Source organism: Ruegeria sp. CDSB029 (assembly GCF_059611125.1).
Genome location: NZ_JBXWOX010000031.1, coordinates 1 through 24,495, shown reverse-complemented (window position 1 = coordinate 24,495; position 24,495 = coordinate 1). Strand labels below are relative to the sequence as shown.

The following is a 24,495-nucleotide window of genomic DNA, read 5'->3' as shown; positions in this document are numbered from 1 at the left end:
CGAACAAGTTAACTTGACGCAAACAAAAGACGACTGAGGATAATCGGCAGTGCAGTGCTTTCCAATTCGCTGGGTGCGAGGGGCCGCCCTTGTGGCTGTATGTGGCGTACTGGCCGCGTGCCAGCTCCCTAAATCTGGCCCCAACAAATCCGAGATTCTGGCCGGTTCAGTGGAAAATGGTGGCAATGCCTTCGTCGTTGAGGTGGATGACAGAATCGCGCGAGCGACATCAAAAATCCCCCAATTCGGTTTTTCGTCCTCCTTCACCAGCGCGCAGAGCCTGACGGCGGATACCGTTCGCCCTGGCGACGTGTTGGGATTGACGATCTGGGAAAATGTCGATGATGGTCTGCTGTCAGGTGACGTCAGCTCTGCCACATCACTCAATGAGGTTCAGGTTGACGCCGATGGCTTCATCTTTGTGCCCTATGCAGGGCGTGTGCGCGCCTCTGGAAACACGCCCGAGCAACTGCGTCAAATAATTACTGAAAAATTGCAGGATCAGACGCCTGACCCTCAAGTTGAAGTCCGCCGGGCTGCGGGAGATGGTGCGACCGTTTCACTAACAGGAAGCATTGGGTCGGCGGGGATCTATCCAATTGAACTTCCTACCCGTACCCTCTCAGGCATGCTGTCACGTGCGGGTGGCGTATCCGTTGGTTCCGACATAGCGCTTGTGACGCTGCTCAGGGGCAACCAAAAAGGGACAGTCTGGTACGACGATCTGTTCAGCAACCCCAAGCTGGATGTCGCACTGCGTGGCGGGGATCGCATTCTGGTTGAAGCCGACAGCCGGTCGTACATTGCACTTGGCGCAACCGGTGGTCAGTCTCGGGTTGCATTTGACACTCAGGACCTTTCGGCGCTCGAAGCCTTGGCGCAGGTTGGCGGATTGCTGCCCCTGTCCTCGGATCCGACCGGCATTTTCGTGTTGCGAAAGGAACGTCAGGACATTGCTCGTTCAGTGATGGGGCGTTCGGACCTGCAGGGCGATCAGCGCATGATTTACCTGCTGAACCTGACGGCCCCCAACGGGCTTTTCATTGCACGGGATTTCGTGATCCGTGACGATGACACAATCTATGTGACCGAAGCACCATATGCGCAGTGGACAAAGTCTATTTCCCTGATCTCCGGCGGCCTTACTCCGCTGGCCAATGTCGCCACGCTGACAGGCAACTGATGTCGCCTGAAACAACAGCCGGGTCTGAACGTACCCGGCTGCTTGTCTACAATGGTGGTTTCCTGACATCCCGCCGAATTCGCCGAATATTGTCCCTGTCCGGTTACGACATCCGGATTGGCCTGCCAAAAGGCGGTGATGCCGTCGGGGTTTGGGGCAATAGCCCGACGGCCCATCGCGGCCTTGCTGTCGCGGATCGGCACAATGCCCCGGTGCTGCGCGTTGAAGACGCCTTTCTTCGGTCTTTGCATCCAGGCCGCAGCGGAGAGCCGCCTCTTGGCCTGTTGCTTGATCGGTCCGGACTGCATTTCGACGCGGCCCAGACGTCCGATCTGGAAACATTATTGGCCACTCATCCGTTGGATGACACCGCCCTGCTAAACCGCGCACGAGGCGGGATCGAACGGATGCGCGAGCTGCATCTTAGCAAATACTCGGCCTTTGATCTGACCGCTCCGCCCCCTGACCCTGGCTATGTACTGGTGGTTGATCAGGTCCGCGACGACGCGGCTGTGACGGCCAGCGCCGGGGATGAGGCCCGGTTTCGCGAAATGCTGGTCATGGCGCAGGAAGAGAATCCCGGCGCCAAAGTTCTGATCAAGACACATCCCGACACCATCGCCGGGCATCGTTCAGGTTATTTCTCCACCGCTGACCAATCCGATCGCGTCTCGGTCATCAGCACACCGGTCAGCCCGTGGTCTTTGTTGGAAGGTGCGGTTGGCGTTTACACCCTATCCTCACAGATTGGGTTCGAGGCAATTTTGGCCGGGCATAAACCGCGTGTTTTCGGCCAGCCCTTCTATGCAGGCTGGGGGCTGACGCAGGATGAAGCACACCTGCCACGCCGCCAACGCAACCTGACGCGCGCGCAATTGTTCGCTGCAGCGATGATCCTCTATCCGACCTGGTACGATCCATACCGGGACCAGCTGTGCGAGCTGGAAACCGTTCTGGACACGCTGGAGGCGAGAACCCGCGCCTGGCGGCAGGATCACAAGGGCTGGACGGCCTCGGGTATGCGCCTGTGGAAACGCAAACACCTGCAACGGATGTTTGGGCGCGAGAAAACGGTCCTCTTCACTGACGATCGACCAGCGCAATCAGATCGCCCTCACATGGTCTGGGCAAGTAAAGCCAAGGGCACGGAAAGTGCCGTCCGGGTCGAAGATGGATTTCTGCGCTCGCGCGGGCTGGGCGCAGATCTTGTTCCTCCCCTGTCATTGGCAACGGACAATCAGGGGATTTACTACGACCCGACGCATCCCAGCCAACTGGAAGGGTTTATTGCCGCCCGGGAAACTCTGCGGCTAGATCAGGAATTGCGTGTCGAAAGGTTGATCGCTCAAGTCGTGTCCGCCCAAATCACCAAGTACAACACAGGGGTCGGCGCACCGGATTTGCCAGTTGGGCATCGCATACTGGTGCCCGGTCAGGTCGAAGACGATGCTTCAATCCAGTTGGGCACCAGCACTGTTCGCACAAATACCGATCTGTTACGCGTCGTGCGCGAGGCTAACCCAAACGCCATTCTGGTCTACAAACCGCACCCCGATGTCGAAGCGGGCCTGCGCGATGGGGCAATCGAGGCCGCAGACCTCGCCGATGTCATCGCCACCCATTGCGACCCGGCAGCTCTGCTGCCGCAGGTCCAAGAAGTCTGGACCATGACCTCATTGCTGGGGTTTGAGGCTTTGATGCGCGGTGTCAGTGTTACCACCCTGGGCGCGCCTTTCTATGCGGGTTGGGGGCTGACAAACGATTTGGGAACCGTCCCAGTCCGCAGGGGCGCTCGACCACCGGTTTTAGGTTTGGTCCACGCGGCGCTGATCGACTATCCCCGGTACTTGGACCCTGTGACAGGTGAGCCCTGTCCCGTAGAAGTTGCGGTTGAACGGCTGTCACAAGGTGCTGCACCCGCAGGCGGTCCACTGCTTCGAGTTCTATCAAAACTACAAGGCGCATTCGCGACCCATGCACATATCTGGCGTCGTTAACGCAGCACCCGCGCCCAACGGTGCATGATGTCCGGCCCGATGACCTGGGTCTCGATCAACTCAAAACGCGGGGCATTGTCCAACTTGTCCAGCCCCAGCGTACCGATGGCTGACAACCCTTCGGCACCGATTGCAAGCCCGGCGGTGAACCCGACCAATTCATCGACCATATCCGCGGCAAGTAACGACGCGGCCAAAGCCGCTCCGCCCTCGCAGAACACGCGGGTCAGACCTGCTTTACCCAACCGCTGCAACAAGTCCGCTGCATCGATCTGGTGGTCGTCCAGCGCGCAGGGCAGCAAGCGCGCGCCCAGCCCTTCCCACGCGCGGGCACGCTCGGCATCCGGGGATGGGCCATGACATAGCCAAACGGGAACCTCTGCTGCAGTGCGTGCCAGCTGCCCCAATAAGGGAATGTCCAAATGGCGCGAGACCACAATTCGCACAGGCTGAGCGTCGACCCCAATATCCCGAACGGTCAGGGATGGGTCATCGGCGCGCGCGGTTCCCGCCCCGACCATCACCGCATCATGACGCGCACGCATGGCATGCACCGCACGCCGCGCCTTTGGGCCGGTGATCCATTGGCTATGCCCCGTCGCGGTGGCAATGCGCCCGTCAAAACTGCTGGCCAGTTTCAGGGTGACGAAAGGGCGCCCCTGTTCGGTTTTCAGGAAGAACCCCGCAAGATCCTGGGCTGCTTGGTCGGCCAGAACACCGGTGACAACTTCGATCCCCGCCTCGCGCAGCATGGCAAAGCCCTGCCCCGCAACACGCGGATCGCTGTCTTCGATGGCCGCGACAACACGGGCCACACCGGCAGCAATCAGGCCCTCGGCGCATGGGGGTGTTTTGCCGTGGTGGGCGCAGGGTTCAAGCGTGACATAGGCCGTTGCACCCCGCGCCGCGTCTCCGGCCTGTGCCAGCGCTTGGGGTTCGGCGTGTGGGCGGCCACCCGGCTGGGTCCAGCCGCGCCCCACAATGCGCTCATCACGCACGATCACGCAACCGACGGCTGGGTTTGGCCAGCACGTTCCTTGACCGCGCCGCCCCAAAGACAGGGCAAGCGCCATATATCGCTTATCTGTTTCGCTCACTCGTCCGTCGAAGGCTGCGGCGGGCGCAGTTCGTGGACAAACTCCTCGAAGTCATCGGCCGCCTGGAAATTCTTGTATACGCTCGCAAAGCGAACATAGGCGACGGTGTCGATCCGCGCCAGAGCTTCCATGACGATCTCGCCAATTTTGCTGGACGGGATGTCGGTCTCACCCATGCTTTCCAGACGACGCACAATTCCAGAAATCATCTGGTCAATACGTTCCGGATCAATCGGGCGTTTCTGCATCGAAATGCGGATCGAACGCTCCAACTTGTCCCGATCGAAGTCTTCGCGTTTGCCGTTGGTTTTGATGACCACCAAGTCACGCAGTTGGACACGTTCGTAGGTCGTAAAACGTCCGCCGCAAGCAGGGCAGAACCGGCGTCTGCGGATCGCAACGTGATCCTCTGCCGGGCGTGAATCTTTGACTTGAGTATCGATATTTCCGCAAAACGGGCAGCGCATCCACCGTCTCCTCGTCCCTGGTTCCGCCTCTTTTTGTAAGCACTACGACTTACTTATCCACAACTATAGGGTAGCCGCTAGGATTTGGGTAGTCGGAAATTTCCACCGCAACATAAAGGGGTCAGGCGAAGTGCGCAGCGACCTTTCGCACATGCGCTGCGGTGCGGTGTTCAAACAGGTAAATGCCCTGCCATGTTCCCAGCACCGGTTGCCCCGCGGACACGGGAACAGAAAGCGAAACAGGCAAGAGAGCCGCCTTGATATGGGCGGGCATGTCGTCTGGGCCTTCGTAGGTATGGCGCAGATAGGCCATAGCGGGGTTGTCGGACGGCGGCACCAAACGTTCAAAAAATGCGTGCAGATCTGTTTGCACCTCAGGATCAGCATTTTCCTGAATGGTCAGCGAACAGGACGTATGTCGTACGAAAAGCGTAAGTAATCCATCGCCTGAGACCGAGTTAAGCCAGTTGCGCACGTCCCGGGTAAATTCGTACAACCCTGGTCCGTTCGTCGAAATAATAAACTCGTTCTGCATATGGCGATCAGTCCTCGATCAGTCGCGGAACGGGCGGATGTTGCAACGTCCGTTTGCCCCCTGAACCGACATGCTTTCGCCAGCCTTAAAGCCGACCGAGATCGAGCTGCTTTGCTGGGCAACGTTTGTAGGTTGCTGCAGCGAGAATTGAACGGCTGTGCGGCGACCCGTCGCTTCGCTGGGGCCATAGCCGCGCCAGACGTAAATTCGCTGCTGCCAACCGGCACCCAAAGTTCGACGCGCATAGTCCGCAGCCGCGCACCAATACCCATCCACATCCTGTCGTGCCCGCGGGATCACTTCGAACACAATGTTGTTGACTGAAACCGTCTGATACCCGTTTCGTGCGGCCGAAGCCGACGACACTGGCACGGTCAGCAAGATCGCGGCGGAAACCGCCAAAGTCATAACCTTTTTCATAATCATACTCTCATTCGCTTCGAGGTAATTTTTCAAATAGTATACATTCTTACCGGGCAAAGCTGGTTCACAATCATTTCAGTTCAAGCTGGCCAGCGCGTGATCGTACGTAAGCCAGCCCTTGTACCGGATCAAGTCCCCGACAAAGGGCATTCGGGCCGCAACATCAAACCGGAATCGTCCGTCATCATCCTGCCATTCCACGGTCTTTGATTGCGGCAGAAGCACCTTTGCGAAAGGTACTCGCAGCATGCTGAGGCGCAGGATCTGGATCTCTAACCGCTCGTTCGCAACAACCGGTTTCAGCCAAACGCAAACCTGTCCAAACTGCTCGCGGACGCATCCCATGTCCTGGTCCAAAGTCAGCTGCGATCGGGTGATGTGACCATCGAAATCGCGCGTCCAGATCCAGGCGCTCCCTTCTTTCTCGACGCCGAGCCGCACCGGGATATCGTCGCCCCCAAACGGCATACCGGCAAAGCGCAACGCGAGTTTGGCCAGCCATCCCCTGCCCGGCGTGACCGAACATCGCCCGGAATAAAACCCGCCCGTACTATGCAATGCCTGCAACGCTTTGGGCAGGCTTGTTCCCATCGGCAACGTTTGCAAAAAAGGATCAGGCTGCACTCAGAACCCCTCGGGCAGGAAACGAGCCCGCAGAGCTTTGTCCGGGACCATGCAGGTCGGTGAACGTCCAAAGATGGCATACCGGTTTCTGGCGATCGCGTAGTACAGTGGGTCTTTGATGATACTTGGAAAGTATTTGCAGATCGAAAGAGCACGCCAGAACCCTGGCAGCTTGTGCATCGCGGCAGCGAAAGCATCCAACCGTTGATGCACCACGCCATCGGTCACAACGAGATTGGTTTCAAAATCCCGGGTCGGCAGTCCAAGTTCTTTGTATAGCCTTTGTCCCAAAGGCGATTGCGCGGTGGCAAATTTGAACCGCTGCGCCTTGTCCCGGGCAACCATGAAACGAAAAAACCCCGAGCACAGAGCGCATTCGCCGTCAAAGACGATGAAATCCTGACCATCCGCCGCATCTGTTGCCAGTTTGGTCATGCCAGTTACGCTCGCTATCCCGTTTTGACGCACATTCGCATCACTGCGCATTTCGGGCAATGCGACACTGGGCCATCTTTGCGAATTGATATGTGTCGGGGAGCCGCGGGTCATCTGCGCGACAAGTTTCCTGGGCTCTGACCTCATCCCCACAAGGCTTAACCCGACAGCACGCGGAAAATACGTATGACACCCACTGTAGGCTTGCGAAATTCTGCCATTGTTATTTGAATAGATGACAGCGGCCGGAACAAAGGCCGCGAAATGAAATACGCTGCTAACTCGGGTTTGAACATGGACGTCGATATTGCCCGCATTCAAGTGTTGTCCAAAACACTAGATCAAAGGGCAGAAGATCCTTCGATTGGTGATCGCGTGCTGGCCAAATCCGGTCTGAGCCGCAGCGACATTGCGCCACCTGCAACAGCCTATAGCGCGCACAAAGAGGCGTTGTTTGTCCGCTACGCCTGCGACGCGCTGAATGACATCACCTTTTCGGCCAGTGCTGGGCTTGGCTTCAGGTCGTCCTCCAGCCTGACGGCGTATATCAGTAAATACTCGCGTGATCTGAAGCAGGTGATCGAAAACTCGTCGCGATTTCACGGGATGATAGACCCGGCGTTATACTTCAGTCTGCGCGTTTCTGGAAATTTTGCTTCAATCGAAGCCGACTGGAAGGATGCCAGTTTTGCCCGATATCACCGTCGTACCGAATTTTTGATTTTCGCGGCCCTCGCCCGCATTCGCTCGTTAACGCAGACAAGTTTCTTTCCCATAGAAATCCGCTTTCAGCACGAGGTCGGCGAAGCCGGAAAAGAGTTTCAGAAACTAGCGGGCTTTCCTGTGTCCTTTGGTGCAGAGCGGTTGGAAATAATACTGACGCTGTCCTCATTGGATCTGCCGGTGCCGACATATGACCCCTCTCTGCGCGAGCATCTTCTGTCATATGGCGATAGGGTTCAGGCCGAAAGTGACCAGCCCGCGCAAAAACTCAGGGCGCAAGTCGAGGGGTTGATCACCCGGTCTATGCCCGGCGCGATTATTCAAGCGGACGACGCAGCCTCGAACCTTGGGATGAGCCCGCGCACCTTTGCCAGGCGGTTGAATGATGAAGGCACAAGCTATCGTGAGATTGTCGAAGACTTGAGGTGCGATCTGGCGCAGACTTTTATCACCAACGGGATGCCCTTGTCGGAAATCGCCTATTCGCTGGGTTATGCGGATCAACCTGCGTTTTCTACGGCCTTCAAACGCTGGACCGGTCAGGCACCCAGCACGTTCCGCACTCGGTTGGGACCGTAACACGGAAAGGGTGGCCGGGGGTCGTCAGCGGCACAGCCTCGCCCCGGCCTGTCCCATGAGTGGACAAGGCAGAAATAGGGGCCACATCGCCGCATGACTTGTGAGTTCTCGCCAATTTGAGGTTTGAACCGGTCACCGTGATCAACGCGTGAACGGATAAGAAAAAGGCGCCTCGGTTGAGGCGCCTTTTCGATTACTGATCCAGGAAGGACCGCAGTTTGCGCGATCGGCTTGGATGTTTCAGTTTCCGCAGTGCTTTCGCCTCGATCTGACGAATACGTTCGCGGGTCACGCTGAATTGCTGGCCAACTTCTTCCAGAGTGTGGTCCGTGTTCATACCGATGCCAAAGCGCATCCGCAGAACACGTTCCTCACGCGGTGTAAGCGACGCCAGAACCCGGGTGGTCGTTTCCTTGAGGTTTTCCTGAATGGCGCTGTCTAAAGGCAGCACGGCATTCTTATCCTCGATGAAATCGCCCAGTTGGCTGTCTTCCTCGTCGCCAATCGGCGTTTCAAGGCTGATCGGTTCCTTGGCGATCTTCATCACCTTGCGAACCTTCTCCAGCGGCATCTGCAGCTTTTCGGCCAGTTCTTCCGGCGTCGGCTCACGTCCGATTTCGTGCAGCATCTGACGACCGGTCCGGACCAGCTTGTTGATCGTTTCGATCATGTGCACCGGAATACGGATCGTACGGGCCTGATCCGCGATGGAACGCGTGATCGCCTGACGGATCCACCAGGTCGCATAGGTCGAGAACTTGTACCCGCGGCGGTATTCGAACTTGTCCACCGCCTTCATCAGGCCAATGTTACCTTCCTGAATAAGATCAAGGAATTGCAGGCCACGGTTCGTGTACTTTTTGGCAATCGAGATCACCAAGCGCAGGTTGGCTTCGACCATTTCTTTCTTGGCCTGACGCGCCTCTTTCTCACCCTTTTGAACCTGCTGCACGATGCGGCGGAATTCAGGGATGTCCAAGCCGACATACTGACCGACCTGAGCCATATCGTTGCGCAGTTCCTCGACCTTGGCGGTCGAACGTTCGATGAACATCTGCCAACCCCGGCCCGGCTTTTCTGCCATCTCGGTCAGCCAGTTCGGGTCCAGTTCGCGCCCACGATAGGCGTCGATAAACTCACGACGGTTGATGCGCGCCTGATCCGCCAGTTTCACCATCGAGCTGTCCAGAGACATGATGCGACGGTTAATGCCGTACAGCTGGTCAATCAGCGCTTCAATACGGTTGTTGTGCAGATGCAGACCGTTCACCAGTTCTACGATCTCAGACCGCAGCTGCTGATAGGTCGCCTCTTGTTTTTCCGAGAACGTGTCGTCTTCGTTCAGGGTCGCCGAGATCCGGCTATCCTGCATTTCCGACAGCATCGAGAAGTCAGTCGAGATCCGTTCCAGCGTAGTCAGAACCTGATCTTTCAGCGCGGCTTCCATCGCGGCCAACGACATGTTGGCCTGCTCATCATCGTCATCGTCGTCGTCATTGTTCAGCGGGTTGCCGTCGGCATCCAGCTCGGGGCCGGTATCCTTGGCGGGTTTTGCCGCCTGAACCGCAGACGTGTCGACAACCGGCTCTTCGACATCCCCGTCTTCATCCAACTGGTTGCCAAACGTGGCCTCCAGATCGATGACATCGCGCAACAGAATGTCTTCGGACAACAATTCGTCGTGCCAGATGGTGATCGCCTGGAAGGTCAGCGGGCTTTCGCACAGACCGGCAATCATGGTGTTGCGACCGGCTTCGATCCGCTTGGCGATGGCAATCTCGCCTTCGCGGCTCAGCAGTTCGACGCTGCCCATCTCGCGCAAATACATGCGGACCGGGTCATCTGTGCGATCCAGCTTTTCAGCACCAGCACCCGCCAGCGCAACCTCTCGGTTGCTTTCTGCAGCAACCAGTTCGGTCGAGCCTTTGTTCTCTTCTTCCTCGGCCTCTTCATCTTCGATGATGTTGATGCCCATCTCGGACAGCATCGACATAACGTCTTCGATCTGTTCCGAGCTGACCTGATCAGGCGGCAGAACCTGATTGAGCTGGTCGTAGGTGATGTAACCTTTCTCGCGGGCCTCGGCGATCATTTTCTTGACGTTGGCCTGGCTCATGTCCAGCGAGATTTCCTGTTCCTGCTCGTCGGATTTGCGGTCTTCGTTTGTATCCTTGGCGGCCATTCAATGCTCCTGCAGGGATGGGTGATTCGTTTGTACCGAATCATTAGCGCGTAGAAGTGATTCGGCCACCCGTTTACCCGTTTTTCTTTTCCAGTGCCTTACGAAAACACCACTTTAGCGACGTTTCCGTTCAAAATTGATGCCAGACATGATCGCCTGAAACGCGTCTTTCTCGTCGCGGTTGATTCGTGCGCCGTTATCGGCGATGTCAAAAACCGACCTATCCTCGTTCTGACTGCGGCTTGTGCGGTTACGCTCTTCGGCGGCCTGGGCCAGCCGGTATGTCAGCGCTTCATCAGCCAGATCAGACAGTTCCTCTGCAGCTTCGGCAATCTCGGCATCCAATCCCCGGAGCGCTTTGATTTTCGCGAGTTCCTCGGCCAGAGTCATCTCGGCCTTTTCGACGTCGCCTGGTTTGAACACACAAGGGATTACTGCGACATGGCGAAGGGCCAGCAGGTTTTCAAGGATTTCGCCGCCCAAAGTTTCAAAAATGTGGTCTTTCAGATGCTCTGGGTCGTCGATCGCATGTCGAAGGATGGCGGCGCGCAAGGCGGCATGATCGGGATCGTGGCACTCCATCTCTTCAAGTTGATGTTCGAATTGGACCACAACAGTGGGGTTCAGGATGGCGATTGCCAGAATCGCAGCCTCGCGCATCTGGATATCCGCAGTTTCTGAAGACGCCAGAAAAGATGAGCGCGCACCGGGGGTTGCTGGCTGTTTCGGAGGTTGCCACTTGCCGCGTGGCTGCCATTGGCGATTTTGCGGCTGACGTTGCGGGCGGAACAATTGCCAGCGCAGGTCTTTGATCTCTTGCCCGTAATGCGCCCGGATCGAGGGGTCGCGGATCAGTTTGATCTTGTCCCTCAGCGACTTATCCAACGCAGCTTTGCGTTCCGGGCTGTCGAACACCTTGCCCTCTGTCTCACGCTGCCACAGCAGCTTGACCATCGGAATCGCGCCTTCAAGCACTGTTTTCACGGCTGCCGGTCCCTCGGCTCGTAGTAAATCATCGGGATCCTTGCCCTCGGGCATCAGGGCAAAGCGCAGAGATTTCCCGGCCTCTAACAGTGGCAACGCCAGATCAACGGCCCGCATCGCGGCACGCAGGCCGGCCGTGTCGCCATCCAACGCGATGATCGGCTCATCCGAGATGCGCCACAGGAGTTGCAACTGATGTTCGGTGATCGCCGTGCCCAATGGGGCGACCGACGCCCCAAATCCAGCTTCGGCCAGGGCGATCACATCCATGTACCCTTCGGCCACGATCAGAGGTTGCCCTTTGCCTGCGGCCTGACGCGCAGGGCCGTGGTTATAAAGACTGCGCCCCTTGTCGAACAATTCCGTTTCGGGCGAGTTCAGGTATTTCGCATTGTCATTGGGGTCCATTGCCCGACCGCCAAACGCGATGCACCGCCCGCGCGGATCGCGGATAGGGTACATGATCCGATTGCGGAACGTATCATAAGGCTTTTTGCCCTTGTTCGAAGGTTTGGCCAGCCCGGCCCCAAGGATCAGGTCCTCGGCCACGTTCTTTCCGCGCAGGTGATCCCACAACCCTTGCCAGCCATCCGGCGCAAACCCGATCTCCCACCGGTCCAACGCCTGCGCATCCAATCCTCGACGCGTCAGGTAGTCTCGCGCCACGCCCCCTGCCCCGGTCTTGAGTTGCAAGCGGAAGAATTGCGCGGCCTGCTCCATGACGTCGGCCAGTTGCGACCGGCGATCCTGCTTTTCCTGCGCTTTCGGGTCGCGCGCGGGCATGGGCATGCCTGCCTCGCGCGCCAAAATCTCAACAGCTTCGATGAATGAGACATTCTCGGTCTCTTTCACAAAGCTGATCGCATCGCCTTTGGCGTGACAACCAAAGCAGTAATAAAACCCCTTTTGGTCATCTACGTGGAAGGACGCGGTCTTTTCGTGGTGAAACGGGCATGGCGCCCACATGTCCCCCTTGCCCTGATTGGACTTGCGCTGATCCCACATGACTTTGCGCCCGACGACCTGAGACAGGCTTAGGCGGGTGCGCAGTTCATCCAGAAATCCGGGGGGCAGTGACATGGGTCAAACCTGACAGAAACAAGAACGCGCGCCAAGGGTATGGCGCGCGTTTGTCCACAGGGAAATGATGGGGCTGTGGATTATTGCTGCAAACACAGCTCAAGCCAGGCGGCGCCCAGATCCTTTTTGCGCACGTCGCGCATCTTTTGTTCGTAGACCCAAGGCGCGATCAACGGGATGGCAGCATTGTAATTTTCGGGCCAAGTCGGGCTGGTTTCGGCAACTGCCTGGGGCACGTTGCGCTCTTTTACACGGTCCAGCCGTGCCTTCTGGATCGCCGCAACAACGTCTGCCTGATATTGGCAGCTTTGCTCTTTGGTCTCTTCCGCAGCTAATGGGGTAGCCAGCAAAGCGGCTGCAATGGCGATACGCAACATAGAAAACTCCGGTAATCGATTCTGTCGCTGCAGCTTACCTGTCGCAGGCACGGCCCGCCATTACCGTTTTCGGCGTATCTGCCGGGGTTGAGGCCGCCAACCCTGATTGTAGGGGTAGCCTGACAAAGCCAGGCTGCCCCTGATTTCAAACCATCATAGCCCTTTGGCGCGATAGCTTTTGGACACACGGTCGATGGCCACAATATAGGCCGCCGTCCGCAAATCCTCGACATCATCACGGCTGTGCCAGACTTCGCGCATGGATTGATAGGCAATGCGCATCGTGTCATCGAGGCCCGAGCGCACCAGTTCCAACTCGTCCGCACCGCGAAGGTACTTGGCCTTAAAGTCCGGCGACATCGACCAGGCATCGCCTAGGTAACGATCCAGCCGCTCCAACTCGCTGACGATCAGCTCATGCCGCGCCTCTTCTTGACGGCGCTGCATACGGCCAAAGCGAATATGGCTGAGGTTCTTGACCCATTCGAAATAGGAAACCGTCACACCACCCGCGTTTGCGTACATGTCCGGAATGATCACCGTACCCTTCTTGCGCAGAATCTCATCCGCACCGGCAGTCACCGGGCCATTCGCAGCCTCAATGATCAAAGGCGCTTTGATCCGGTCTGCATTAGACAGGTTGATAACCGCTTCCAGAGCAGCCGGGATGAGGATATCGCATTCTTCTTCAAGAACTGCACCACCCTCGGCCGAGTGCGTCGCATCTGGATAGTCACTGACGCCGCCATGCTTGACGATCCACTGGCGTACGGATTCCACGTCGATCCCGTCGGGATTATACAGCGCACCATCCCATTCGATGATGCCGACAATTCTGGATCCGTCCTCCTCGCTCAGGAACTTTGCGGCGTGATAGCCCACATTGCCCAGTCCCTGAACAATGATACGTTTCCCATCCAGCTTGCCGGACAACCCTGCCTTTTGCATGTCTTCCGGGTGGCGGAAGAACTCTCGCAGAGCGTATTGGATGCCACGGCCCGTTGCTTCGACCCGGCCGGCGATTCCGCCTGCATTCAGTGGTTTACCGGTCACACAGGCGCGCGCATTGATGTCCGTCGTGTTCATCCGGGCGTATTGGTCCGCCATCCACGCCATCTCACGCTCACCCGTTCCCATGTCGGGAGCGGGTACGTTTTGCGAGGGGTTGATCAGATCGCGCTTGGCCAGCTCATAGGCAAAGCGGCGGGTGATCTGCTCCAACTCGTGCTCTTCGTATTTTCGGGGATCAATGCACAATCCCCCTTTTGATCCGCCAAAGGGCGTTTCGACCAGAGCACACTTATAAGTCATCAGGGCGGCAAGCGCCTCGACCTCGTCCTGGTTCACAGCAAGGGCGTAACGAATACCGCCCTTTACAGGCTCCATATGCTCGGAATGAACCGAGCGGTAGCCGGTGAAAGTATGAATATCGCCGCGCAGGCGGACGCCGAACCGAACGGTGTAGGTGGCGTTGCAGACACGGATCTTTTCCTCAAGCCCCGGCGGCAGGTCCATCAGGGACGCCGCCCTGTTAAACATCAAATCTACACTTTCGCGAAAGCTTGGTTCATTAATGGCCGTCATTTAATCCTCCGTGCCGACGAACGACGAGCGTTCTGACGTTTTGTCGCACCCATTGCCTAAACGATCAATAATTAAGCAACAATAAAACCCGAAATCGTCATTAAGGCGCTCAGACCGGGCTGAGTCGCGCGCTGGGCTCAACACCTGAATAATTGTCGCCCGACCGAAAACAGAGGCGAAAAAGTCGTTCAATTATCTACGGTTCCAGCCCAAAGTTGCCATAACTCTGGCGCTTCCGCCCAATTCACGCCACGATTCGCCGTTAGTTTTCATACGTTAACTTTTCCTTAGCAGCGTCGGATATCTGCTCAGCGAGGACGGCTAGATGAAAATGCGCGTATTTAAGTGCAACGCCAAGAATTATAAGAACGCAGCCGCTGCTGCTCGTCGTTTTTCACGCGACGAGGACGGTGGCGTGTTCACGATCTTTGTGGTTGTTGGGTTTTTGCTCATATTTGCGACAGCAGGTATCGGCGTTGACATTATGAATTTTGAGCGTGACCGAGCGAGCCTTCAAGGAACTCTGGACCGTGCGGTTCTTGCAGCGGCCAATGTCAAACAAAAACTCGCCCCAAAAGATGTAGTCATTTCTTACATTGAGAAATCCGACGTCCGCGGCGATCTTACCGAAGAACCTATCGTTTTTGATGATCCGACCATCGGATCAAGAAAAGTTACTGCAAACGCTAAAGTCGACGTCCCTACACATTTCATGTGGTTTTTTGGGTATCCCACACTGACAGCTTCGGTAACAAGCGTTGCTGAAGAGGCCATTGGGTCGCTCGAAATCGCGTTGGTTCTGGATATTTCCGGCTCAATGGGCGATCCATCCGCAACGGAGGGTAAAACAAAGATACAGGCGCTTCGAGAGGCCGCCGTACAATTCGTGGATACGATCTATCTTGGCGAAGACCCGGACAAGATTTCTATCTCGATCATACCCTACAACAACCAGGTAAACGCTGGCGCGAACCTTTTGGACAACATGCCGGGTGTTACGACAGAACACAGTTATTCCAATTGCGTGGATTTCAAGGACACCGAAATCGAAGACCAATTCAAGGAATCTTGGATTGATCCGAACAAAACACTCAATCGCACAGCGCATTTCGACCGCTCTAACAAAAGTGACCGATACGATCGAGAATCCCACTCCTATTCAGTTTGCACTACCCGAGCCGGCAGTTCCATCACGCCGGTTACCAATATCAAAACTGACCTGCACAAGCAGATAAACGCCATGACTGCGGGCGGAAACACGTCGATTGATATCGGAGTCAAATGGGGTGCCGCACTGCTGGATCCCCAATTCCAGCCGGTCATCAGCAGACTGTCAACGCAGAACGCCGACCCGAACGTCGTAGTTGATCCGGAAACGGGAAAAGACGCGGATGGAAACATTCCCCCCAAAGTCGTTCCACCGACCTTTAGCAACCGCCCTCTGGCATATGAGTCCAATGTCAAAAAGATCATGATTGTCATGACAGACGGGCAGAACACCAGCAATTGGATTTTGGACGAGGACTTGCGCGACGGATTATCGGATGTTTGGTACAATCCCAGCACAAGTACTCAAAAGGCCTATAGGAACTGTCGCGAGTATTATGACTGGGACGTCGGGGTATGGGTTAAATACGACTGCTCGAGAACATTGACTCGCTCTGGTGAGTACAGTGTTCAAATCTCAGAAAACCCACCTGAGTTTTTCTATACCCGGAGGGGAACGAGAGGGCACACGGAACCCTTCAACGAAGAAGGTGAATCCGTCCGCCTGACCTACCCGGAATTGTGGAATCGTGTGAACTTGGACTGGAACGCCGAGTATAACTATGCATTCGAATACCAGCGCACTCGAGACTGGTACAACAATGCCTTCACAACGATTGGTAGCGGAACCAAAAACACTAGGGTGAGTGATATTTGCGGTGCGATCAAGGCTAAGAACGTTGATGTCTATGGCATTGCATTCGAAGCACCGGAAGCAGGTGCCACGGTCATCGATAACTGTTCTAGCGGCGACGGCTTCTTTTTCAAAGTCAACGACGGCGGCGGCCTGGGCGACGATAACCTCTCGCTTTCACAAGTTTTTGACTCCATTGCCGTTTCAATCAAACAACTGAGACTGACGCAATGATCCGCAAAGCTCTGGGAAAAGTGATCAGGTTCAAACGAACTGAGGACGGTTCGTTGACCGTAGAGTTCGCCATACTGTTCCCTTTGTACATATTCTTCATTCTAGGCGTCATCGAATACTCGTTGGTCACGATTCAGAAAGCGATGCTGGATCGCTCTATGGATCTGGTCGTGCGCGACATTCGACTTGGGATCAATTTGCCGGATACTGAGCACGATACAATCAAGAATGCCATCTGCGACCATATGGTTGTTATGCACGCATGCTCTGACAACCTGCTATTGGAGATGATTGTTCAGAATCCGCGTGGCGTTTTGGATTTTCCGGTCGAGCCCACCTGCGTTGACAGAGCGGAAGAGGTTCAACCTGTTACCGTGTTCCAAAACGGCGGATCCAACGCACTGATGATCATGCGCGCCTGTGCAAAGGTCGATCCAGTATTTCCCACTACGGCAATGGGGCGAGCTCTGTCAGGCGAAGATGGTCTGGTCACTCTTACGTCGACGACGACCTTTGTTCAGGAGCCTTAAAATGACGCGTATTGCTTCACGTATCCGTCACTCGCTTGGCACTTTTGCGAGCAACGAAAACGGCAACCTGTCCGTGGAGACGGCTATTATTTTACCTCTCCTCGTATGGACTGTTACACTTACATATACGTACTTTGATGGTTTTCGCGAAAACACCGCCAACCTAAAAGCTGCGTACACAGTAAGTGACTTGATTTCACGTGAAGGTGAGGATGCAATTACCGATAACTATGCGGAATCTATGTATTTGGTATACAACCGTATGGTGACCGACAATTCACCGCTAAAAATGCGTTTGTCGGTAATCCAGTACATCGCTGCAGATGTAGATGCGGGTACAGAAGAGCGCTATAGAATTGAGTGGTCGACAACTTGCGGGTTCGAGGGCAATTGGACCAATGACAACCTCGACCCTTTGGTTGAATTGCTTCCGGAAATGGCGGATTTGGACACTATGATCATTGTCGAAACGTCGAAAGACTACGTTCCATTGCTGAACACCACTTGGCTGGACAGAGATCACACATTCAATAACTTTGTTTTCACGCGTCCGCGTTTTGTTCCAATCGTCAAGGGGAACGTTTCTGATCACTTCTGTCAGCAGGATGTAGAGCCAGTGGGTGTAGCACCTGTATCATGAATTTTGTTTCGGCGGCCGTGGTCAGGCCGCCGATGCCAACACGGCGCCCCAATCGCCACCAGAGTCCCGGTGCCCAGCTGTTTCCTGCGCTTTCCTTTGTCTTCAACAAAAATCCATTTGACGGTTTGAACGCAAACACCCCCTGATCGATGGTCTCGATATCTTCGACACGCGCAATCACCTGCCCTGAACCGGTCCGCAATTCAGTCTCGGTCAGCTCGATCCAGTCACTGGTGGCTTGCCACATGCGATAGGCCAGCCAGAACGCCGCCACACCAACGACAAGTAAAAAGACCAGCCAGGCCGGTTCCGGTGGCGTGGTCAAAGCGACATAGATGACCAGCACACCCACGGTCGACAGCATCCCCACCCCTATCCAACGTCTGGATGATGAAGGTCGGACCGTGGCCAGAATTTCTTGTTGCATTGACGTCCCCTGCTCTGCTCGGTCCGGGTTTATCCGCTTTGTCTGCCGAAAAACAGAGGGAAGCCGACTATGGAATTGCGCACAGCACCCGTGTTTGCACGCAAATTGACGCATATCGCCAACAGCATACATGATCCCCACAAATTCAGGAGGCCATCATGTCCCTTAGACCAACATTGGAAACCCGCAAAGCCATGCCAACCATGGAAGGCGCAGGCGTCAAATTGCACCGGGCCTTTGGATTTCAGGACCCGTCCGAGCTTGACCCGTTCCTGTTGTTCGACGACTTCCGCAATGATCACCCCAAGGATTATCAGGCAGGCTTCCCCTGGCATCCGCATCGCGGCATCGAAACCATCACTTATGTCCTGTCCGGCTCGGTCGAGCATGCGGATTCGCTGGGCAACACCGGCATTTTGGGCGCAGGCGACGTTCAGTGGATGACCGCCGGGTCCGGAATCCTGCATCAGGAAATGCCCAAGGGAAACGGTGCGGGCCAAATGCACGGTTTCCAGCTGTGGGGCAATCTGCCGTCAGATCAAAAGATGACAGCCCCCCGCTATCAGGATGTCCAAAGCAAAGAGATCCCCGAGGTCACTGATGATGACGGCACCACCGTGCGCGTTATTGTTGGTGAGTTCTGGGGCAAAACCGGCCCGGTAGACGGTATTGCCGCCGACCCGCAGTACTTGGATATTCAGGTTCCGGCCGGTGTGAGAAAGACCTTTCGCATCGACACCTACCGCCGGGCGTTTGCCTATGTGTTCCAAGGACAGGCGGCCTTTGCCGATGCATCACAACCTACCGGCGTGCTTTTGGAAAAAGAAGTCGCGGGACAAGAGGTTAACATCCGTGATCTGTCCGGTGACCGCACTCTGGTTCGGTTTGGCACCGGTGATGAGGTCACGGTTCAAGCTGGTCCGGAAGGTGTCCGGTTTCTGTTGATCTCCGGCGCGCCCATTGATGAGCCTGTCGCATGGCATGGTCCAATTGTCATGAACACGCGTGCCGAACTGGAACTGGCGTTCAAAGAACTCCGCAATGGCACATTCATCCGCGCCGCGCACTGATTAAACAAAGTTGGTCAGGCGGTTACGGCGCGTCTGACCATATCCCAATAAACCTGCTCTACTTCGTCCAGCGACAAGCGTCCGCCTGCACGATACCAGGTCATCACACCGTTCAGCATCGCGATCACGGCCAAGGTCGCGATTTTGGTATCGGCAACCGAGAAGAGCCCAGACTTCTGCCCATCCTGCAAGATGGCTTCAAGCGAATCCTCATAAGCCCGGCGCAGGCCTTCTATTTCCGAGAAGTTTTCGGGCGTGAGGTTGCGCAGCTCCATATAGGCAATAAAGACTTCATCCGGTCGCTCCAAATGAAACCGAATGTGAAAGCCGACAAAGCGGCGCAGCGCAGCCTCTGCATCGGCAGGTTTTTCAAGCTCATCGTATGCGGCCAACAGATCCTGCATATGGTCATGCATCAGGCGATAAAGCAGGCTTTGCTTGTCTGGCGTATAGTTATACAGAGCACCCGCTTGTACGCCCACCTCCTTTGCGATCTGGCGCATGGACACGGCTGCATAGCCATGTCGGGCAAACAGCCCCAGCGCTGCTTTTCGAATGCGCGGGCCGGTGATATCGGAATGTGAACCTTGAGTACGTGCCATACCGCCATCGTATATGAACAAGCGTTCATATAGAACCCCGCTTGAACGACCCCAGCAAAAGGTGCATCACAGTCTAAGTCGTTATTGAAAGGGTTCGTTATGAAGCCTCTGCCATTGTTGGTCCTGCTTCTGACTTGCGCTGCCTGCACGGACTTTCCGGAATTGGAAGGACGCGAGCAGCCGAATGTGCGCTCGGCCGCGTATCCGAAGCTGGTCCCACTTCAGGATATTCTTGGCCCGCCCATAGATCCCGTGAACGAAGCGGCCGAGGTTGAAGAAGACCTGACCGCGCGCCGCGAAGCGCTGGCCAAAAGGGCCGAAGCGCTGCAGAACGCGCAAACCAACTGACCTTTAGCGTTTCAACCGACTGTTACCGCTGTCTCGGATTGCGCCTCGGCGCCGAACCCGTTAAGGCACCTTTGAACGGGCAAACAGCCCGAAACCAAGGACATTCGAGCGGAAAGGAACCCACGGGATGACACAGGCGCTGCGGCTGGGAATTGCGGGCTTGGGAACGGTTGGCGTGGGTGTCGTGCGGATCGTGCGCCGCCATGCGGACCTGCTGCAGGCGCGTACAGGTCGTGCGATCGAAATCACAGCTGTTTCTGCACGCGACGCAAACAAAGACCGTGGCGTGAACCTGTCGGAGTATGCATGGGAGACTGATCCCGTTGCTTTGGCGCAGCGCGACGATGTCGATATTTTTGTCGAACTTATGGGCGGCGAAAACGGCCCCGCCAAAGCATCTGTCGAGGCCGCGTTGGCCGCCGGCAAGGATGTGGTGACCGCAAACAAGGCTTTGTTGGCCATTCACGGTCAGGAGCTGGCTGAAAAAGCCGAGGACGCAGGCCGTGTAATCCGTTTCGAAGCGGCCGTTGCTGGTGGTATCCCTGTGATCAAATCCCTGACCGAGGGGCTGGCCGGGAACGAGATCACCCGCGTCATGGGCGTGATGAACGGCACCTGCAACTATATCCTGACGCGGATGCAATCGCAGGAGTTGGGGTATAACGCGCTGTTCGAAGAATGTGCCGAGCTGGGCTACCTTGAGGCTGACCCGAACCTGGACGTGGGCGGCATCGACGCGGCGCACAAGCTGGCGCTGTTGTCCTCGATCGCGTTTGGCACCAAACCGAATTTCGACGGCATCCAGATCGAAGGCATCCAGCATATCAGTCTGGATGACATTCATCAGGCAGCCGACATGGGCTATCGTATCAAGTTGCTGGGTGTCGCTCAGCGCTCGGCACGCGGTCTGGAACAGCGGATGCAGCCATGCCTTGTACCCAGCGGCTCGCCCTTGGGTCAGCTGGAAGGCGGCACGAATATGGTCGTCATCGAAGGCGACGCAGTCGATCAGGTCGTCCTGCGCGGCCCCGGTGCGGGCGAGGGTCCAACGGCAAGCGCCGTGATGGGTGACGTCTGCGATCTGGCGCGGGGGTTGCAAATCCCGACCTTTGGCCGCCCAGCAACAACATTGGAAGACGCAAAACCCGCTATTACCGGCCTGCCCGCCCCCTACTATCTGCGCCTCGCGCTGTTCGACAAACCCGGTGCACTGGCCAAAGTGGCCGCCATTCTGGGTGACGCGGGCGTCTCGATCGACCGGATGCGCCAATACGGGCACACCGAAGCCACCGCGCCGGTTCTGATTGTGACCCACAAAACCACGCGGGCCACTTTGGATGTCGCTTTGGAAGGGCTTCGCGCGACCGATGTCGTGTCGGGTGAGCCCGTCGCACTGCGGATTGAAGAGGTTTGACCCTTGCGGCTTGCACAAAACGCAGGCTATGCCCGATGAAACGCCTTTATTGACCTGAGGATACGAAAAATGAGCGCTGCCAAAATCGATTTCAACGACCGCCTGTTGTCTCTGGGCCTTGCACGGGTCGCAGAGCAGGCCGCACTGGCATCGGCCTCGCTGGTCGGACGTGGTGACGAAAAGGCTGCGGATCAGGCGGCTGTAAACGCGATGCGCGAGCAGCTGAACCTGCTGGACATTGCCGGCGTGGTTGTCATCGGCGAAGGCGAGCGCGACGAAGCACCGATGCTGTATATTGGCGAAGAGGTCGGCACCGGAAACGGCCCCGGTGTGGACATCGCATTGGACCCGCTTGAGGGCACGACTCTGACCGCCAAGGACATGCCGAACGCGCTGACCGTGATCGCGATGGGCCCGCGCGGGTCGATGCTGCATGCTCCTGACGTTTACATGGACAAGCTGGCCATTGGTCCGGGCTTTCCCGAAGGCGTCGTAAACCTGGACATGAGCCCGCGTGAACGCGTTGAAGCGCTGGCCAACGCCAAAGGCTGCAAGCCTGCCGACATCACCGTCTGCATTCTGGAGCGTCCCCGCCACGAAGCGATGATCGCTGAAGTGCGCGAAACCGGCGCCTCGATCCGCCTGATCACCGATGGTGACGTGGCCGGCGTCATGCATTGTGCCGAAAGCGAAGAGACCGGCATCGATATGTACATGGGGCAAGGCGGAGCACCCGAGGGCGTTCTGGCCGCTGCCGCGCTGAAATGCATGGGTGGGCAGATCTTTGGCCGCCTGCTGTTCCGCAACGACGACGAGCGTGGTCGTGCCGCCAAGGCGGGTATCACCGATCTGGACCGTGTTTATTCTCGTGATGAGATGGTGACTGCAGACGTGATCTTTGCCGCAACTGGCGTGACCGGTGGCTCTTTGCTGCCGCGGATCAAACGCCAGCCGGGTTGGGTTGAAACCACCACCCTGTTGATGCGTTCCAAAACCGGGTCGGTGCGCCGCATGTCCTACCGCACGCCAACCTGGCCGCACGACAACGCGTAATGGCTTGCACCTTTGCCTTTGGCAGAGGTATCGATAGATACATTGAGGCCGGGTCCGAGAGGGTCCGGCCTTAGCATATGAGAGGCAAGCATGAGCTTTTTAGGGGTTGAGCAGTCACTGACCGGGCGGCGTTGGATCGGACCGGAGGCCGAGGTCGAACGGGCAACAGAAATGCTGGTGCAACAGGCTGGCCTGCCTCGTGCAGTGTGTCAGGTTCTGGCGCGGCGCGGAGTGCCCCCCATGGAAGCCGAAAGCTTTCTTGAACCAAAGCTGAAGGAATTGCTACCCGATCCCCGGTGCATGAAGGATATGGAGACCGCCGCAACGCGGTTTTTGGAAGCTGTCCGGATTAAGCAGCGGGTCGCGGTTTTTGCCGATTACGACGTCGATGGGGGCAGTTCGGCGGCTTTACTACTTGTCTGGCTGCGTCAGATGGGGCTGCAAGCCACGCTGTATGTGCCAGACCGAATTGATGAGGGTTATGGGCCGAACGTGCCTGCAATGCAGGAACTGGCGGCCGCGCATGACCTGATTATCTGCGTGGACTGCGGAACGCTCAGCCACGAACCTATCGCGGCGGCAAAAGGCGCGGATGTCATTGTGTTGGACCACCACCTTGGTGGTGAAACGCTGCCGGATTGCGTGGCCGTAGTGAACCCGAACCGGCAGGATGAAAGCGGCGACCTGGGTTATTTCTGCGCTGCTGCGGTGGTGTTTCTGATGCTGGTTGAGGCCGGACGGCAACTGCGTGAGGCTCAGGTTAAGGGTCCCGACCTGATCGGGTTGCTGGATCTTGTGGCATTGGCAACCGTTGCGGACGTGGCCCCGCTGATCGACGCGAACCGGGCGCTGGTCCGGCAAGGCTTGAAGGTCATGGCGCAGAGGCAACGACCGGGATTAGTGGCGCTGTCGGATGTGGCGCGTATGGATTCAGCGCCTACCAGCTATCACCTAGGTTTTCTTCTGGGTCCGCGCGTCAATGCGGGCGGGCGGATCGGTCAAGCGGATCTGGGCGCGCGACTGCTCAGCACGGACTCGATGACCGAAGCCGAAGCGCTGTCTCAAAGATTGGACGAGTTGAACACCGAGCGTCGTGATATCGAAAACGCAGTCCGTGCAGCGGCGCTGGAACAGGCCGAGGAACGTGGGCTGGATGCCCCCTTAGTCTGGGCGGCGGGCGAAGGGTGGCATCCCGGCGTTGTCGGCATCGTGGCATCCCGCCTCAAGGAAAGCGCCAACAGACCCGCCATTGTCATCGGCTTTGATGGTGATGAAGGAAAGGGTTCAGGGCGGTCGGTTTCTGGCGTTGATCTGGGGGCATCAATCCAACGGTTGGCGGCCGAGGGGCTTTTGGTTAAAGGCGGCGGGCACAAGATGGCCGCTGGGCTGACCGTTATGCGGGATCAGTTGGAACCGGCCATGGAACGCCTCAGCGAGTTGTTGGCCAAGCAAGGCGCGGGCAAGGGCGGTCCTGCAGACATGAAGCTAGACGGAGCGCTTATGCCGGGCGCAGCTTCGGTCGATCTGATCGAACAGATAGAAAAAGCCGGTCCTTTCGGGGCCAGCGCCCCTGCCCCGCGCTATGCGTTGCCGGACTTGCAGGTGCGATTTGCCAAGCGCGTGGGGGAATCGCATCTGAAACTGTCGCTGTCCGACGGGGTTGGTGGTGGTCTTGATGCCATTGCCTTTGGAGCCTTTGACGGACCAATGGGTGAAAAGCTGTCCAACCATGGCGGCGCGCGCTTTCATTTCGCCGGACGGCTTGAAGTGAACACATGGGGTGGACGGCAAAGCGTTCAGCTGAGGTTGGAGGACGCGGCAGAGGCAAACTGAGCCCATTTCCGGCCCTGCCAAAAAAGTTTCGCATCCCTGCATTTTTCGGCTTGCGGGGGTCAGAGGTAAACCGTAAAAGGCCCTCCACAAGCCAGCGTGGCCCGTTCGTCTATCGGTTAGGACGCCAGGTTTTCAACCTGGAAAGAGGGGTTCGATTCCCCTACGGGCTACCAC

The 24,495-nt window shown here is 57.0% G+C and carries 23 protein-coding genes and 1 tRNA gene; 12 read left to right on the top strand and 12 right to left on the bottom strand.

Annotation, left to right across the window (positions count from 1 at the left end):
- Positions 1-49: 49 nt before the first annotated feature.
- Positions 50-1,183, top strand: a complete 1,134-nt coding sequence (locus AC2FI8_RS22850) for a polysaccharide biosynthesis/export family protein (protein ID WP_496766845.1) — start codon at positions 50-52, stop codon at positions 1,181-1,183.
- Positions 1,183-3,180 carry a capsule polysaccharide biogenesis protein gene (locus AC2FI8_RS22845; RefSeq protein ID WP_496781064.1) on the top strand — a complete coding sequence of 666 codons (1,998 nt, stop codon included), beginning with the start codon at positions 1,183-1,185 and terminating at the stop codon, positions 3,178-3,180. Before AC2FI8_RS22850 ends, AC2FI8_RS22845 begins: the two co-directional genes overlap by 1 nt.
- On the opposite strand, the gene ribD is transcribed toward AC2FI8_RS22845, so the two are convergent.
- The 6 genes from ribD to AC2FI8_RS22815 form a co-directional block, all read right to left on the bottom strand.
- On the bottom strand, positions 3,177-4,277 hold the full coding sequence (gene ribD / locus AC2FI8_RS22840) for a bifunctional diaminohydroxyphosphoribosylaminopyrimidine deaminase/5-amino-6-(5-phosphoribosylamino)uracil reductase RibD (RefSeq protein WP_496781063.1): 1,101 nt from the start codon (positions 4,275-4,277) through the stop codon (positions 3,177-3,179). The two genes, AC2FI8_RS22845 and ribD, sit on opposite strands and share 4 nt — an antisense overlap.
- A complete protein-coding gene (gene nrdR / locus AC2FI8_RS22835; protein WP_037307671.1) occupies positions 4,274-4,744 on the bottom strand; it encodes a transcriptional regulator NrdR in 471 nt (156 codons plus the stop codon). The genes ribD and nrdR overlap by 4 nt, the downstream gene beginning before the upstream one ends.
- Positions 4,745-4,865: 121 nt before the next feature.
- The gene (locus AC2FI8_RS22830) at positions 4,866-5,279 is read right to left on the bottom strand and encodes a secondary thiamine-phosphate synthase enzyme YjbQ (protein ID WP_496766848.1); all 414 of its coding nucleotides are present in this window, start codon (positions 5,277-5,279) and stop codon (positions 4,866-4,868) included.
- Between the two features lie 18 nt (positions 5,280-5,297).
- A complete protein-coding gene (locus AC2FI8_RS22825; RefSeq protein ID WP_496766849.1) occupies positions 5,298-5,699 on the bottom strand; it encodes a hypothetical protein in 402 nt (133 codons plus the stop codon).
- A 78-nt stretch (positions 5,700-5,777) separates the two neighbouring features.
- A complete protein-coding gene (locus AC2FI8_RS22820) occupies positions 5,778-6,326 on the bottom strand; it encodes a DUF4166 domain-containing protein (RefSeq protein WP_496781062.1) in 549 nt (182 codons plus the stop codon).
- The gene (locus AC2FI8_RS22815; protein ID WP_496766851.1) at positions 6,327-6,875 is read right to left on the bottom strand and encodes a thiol-disulfide oxidoreductase DCC family protein; all 549 of its coding nucleotides are present in this window, start codon (positions 6,873-6,875) and stop codon (positions 6,327-6,329) included.
- Positions 6,876-7,025: 150 nt separating this feature from the next.
- Between AC2FI8_RS22815 and AC2FI8_RS22810 the strand changes: the two genes are divergently transcribed.
- Positions 7,026-8,063, top strand: a complete 1,038-nt coding sequence (locus tag AC2FI8_RS22810; protein WP_496766852.1) for a helix-turn-helix domain-containing protein — start codon at positions 7,026-7,028, stop codon at positions 8,061-8,063.
- Between the two features lie 193 nt (positions 8,064-8,256).
- On the opposite strand, the gene rpoD is transcribed toward AC2FI8_RS22810, so the two are convergent.
- The 4 genes from rpoD to AC2FI8_RS22790 all read right to left on the bottom strand — a co-directional run bounded on the left by rpoD (position 8,257) and on the right by AC2FI8_RS22790 (position 14,270).
- Complete coding sequence (rpoD, locus tag AC2FI8_RS22805) at positions 8,257-10,245, bottom strand: RNA polymerase sigma factor RpoD (protein ID WP_058277324.1); 1,989 nt, start codon at positions 10,243-10,245, stop codon at positions 8,257-8,259.
- A gap of 114 nt (positions 10,246-10,359) precedes the next feature.
- Entirely contained in the window at positions 10,360-12,309 is a 1,950-nt protein-coding gene (gene dnaG / locus AC2FI8_RS22800) for a DNA primase (RefSeq protein ID WP_496766853.1), read from the bottom strand.
- Between the two features lie 80 nt (positions 12,310-12,389).
- Positions 12,390-12,686 carry a hypothetical protein gene (locus AC2FI8_RS22795; RefSeq protein WP_496738824.1) on the bottom strand — a complete coding sequence of 99 codons (297 nt, stop codon included), beginning with the start codon at positions 12,684-12,686 and terminating at the stop codon, positions 12,390-12,392.
- 153 nt (positions 12,687-12,839) lie between these two features.
- Entirely contained in the window at positions 12,840-14,270 is a 1,431-nt protein-coding gene (locus AC2FI8_RS22790) for a Glu/Leu/Phe/Val family dehydrogenase (protein ID WP_496704433.1), read from the bottom strand.
- Between the two features lie 325 nt (positions 14,271-14,595).
- Here AC2FI8_RS22790 and AC2FI8_RS22785 point away from each other — a divergent pair, with 325 nt between their 5' ends.
- From AC2FI8_RS22785 to AC2FI8_RS22775, 3 genes are read left to right on the top strand one after another with little or no spacing between them, the layout of a single operon-like run.
- Positions 14,596-16,404 carry a TadE/TadG family type IV pilus assembly protein gene (locus AC2FI8_RS22785; protein WP_496781061.1) on the top strand — a complete coding sequence of 603 codons (1,809 nt, stop codon included), beginning with the start codon at positions 14,596-14,598 and terminating at the stop codon, positions 16,402-16,404.
- Positions 16,401-16,934, top strand: coding sequence for a TadE/TadG family type IV pilus assembly protein (locus AC2FI8_RS22780; protein WP_496722072.1), 534 nt, complete (start codon positions 16,401-16,403; stop codon positions 16,932-16,934). Before AC2FI8_RS22785 ends, AC2FI8_RS22780 begins: the two co-directional genes overlap by 4 nt.
- A 1-nt stretch (position 16,935) precedes the next feature.
- Positions 16,936-17,574: a TadE/TadG family type IV pilus assembly protein gene (locus tag AC2FI8_RS22775; RefSeq protein WP_496722070.1), complete on the top strand. Its 639-nt coding sequence runs from the start codon at positions 16,936-16,938 to the stop codon at positions 17,572-17,574.
- Here the strand turns inward: AC2FI8_RS22775 and AC2FI8_RS22770 are convergent.
- Positions 17,504-18,001, bottom strand: a complete 498-nt coding sequence (locus AC2FI8_RS22770; protein ID WP_496781060.1) for a hypothetical protein — start codon at positions 17,999-18,001, stop codon at positions 17,504-17,506. The two genes, AC2FI8_RS22775 and AC2FI8_RS22770, sit on opposite strands and share 71 nt — an antisense overlap.
- Before the next feature lie 158 nt (positions 18,002-18,159).
- Here AC2FI8_RS22770 and AC2FI8_RS22765 point away from each other — a divergent pair, with 158 nt between their 5' ends.
- The gene (locus tag AC2FI8_RS22765) at positions 18,160-19,071 is read left to right on the top strand and encodes a pirin family protein (protein WP_496766856.1); all 912 of its coding nucleotides are present in this window, start codon (positions 18,160-18,162) and stop codon (positions 19,069-19,071) included.
- A 14-nt stretch (positions 19,072-19,085) separates the two neighbouring features.
- Here AC2FI8_RS22765 and AC2FI8_RS22760 read toward each other — a convergent pair whose 3' ends face one another.
- A complete protein-coding gene (locus tag AC2FI8_RS22760) occupies positions 19,086-19,673 on the bottom strand; it encodes a TetR/AcrR family transcriptional regulator (protein ID WP_496766857.1) in 588 nt (195 codons plus the stop codon).
- A gap of 99 nt (positions 19,674-19,772) precedes the next feature.
- On the opposite strand from AC2FI8_RS22760, the gene AC2FI8_RS22755 reads away from it, so the two are divergent.
- The 5 genes from AC2FI8_RS22755 to AC2FI8_RS22735 all read left to right on the top strand — a co-directional run bounded on the left by AC2FI8_RS22755 (position 19,773) and on the right by AC2FI8_RS22735 (position 24,494).
- A complete protein-coding gene (locus AC2FI8_RS22755; protein WP_058274791.1) occupies positions 19,773-20,021 on the top strand; it encodes a hypothetical protein in 249 nt (82 codons plus the stop codon).
- A 127-nt stretch (positions 20,022-20,148) separates the two neighbouring features.
- Positions 20,149-21,435, top strand: coding sequence for a homoserine dehydrogenase (locus AC2FI8_RS22750; RefSeq protein WP_496781059.1), 1,287 nt, complete (start codon positions 20,149-20,151; stop codon positions 21,433-21,435).
- 69 nt (positions 21,436-21,504) lie between these two features.
- The gene (gene glpX, locus AC2FI8_RS22745) at positions 21,505-22,488 is read left to right on the top strand and encodes a class II fructose-bisphosphatase (RefSeq protein WP_058274789.1); all 984 of its coding nucleotides are present in this window, start codon (positions 21,505-21,507) and stop codon (positions 22,486-22,488) included.
- 90 nt (positions 22,489-22,578) lie between these two features.
- On the top strand, positions 22,579-24,321 hold the full coding sequence (gene recJ / locus AC2FI8_RS22740) for a single-stranded-DNA-specific exonuclease RecJ (protein WP_496781058.1): 1,743 nt from the start codon (positions 22,579-22,581) through the stop codon (positions 24,319-24,321).
- A 98-nt stretch (positions 24,322-24,419) separates the two neighbouring features.
- Positions 24,420-24,494, top strand: a tRNA-Glu gene (locus AC2FI8_RS22735).
- Position 24,495 lies beyond the last annotated feature (1 nt).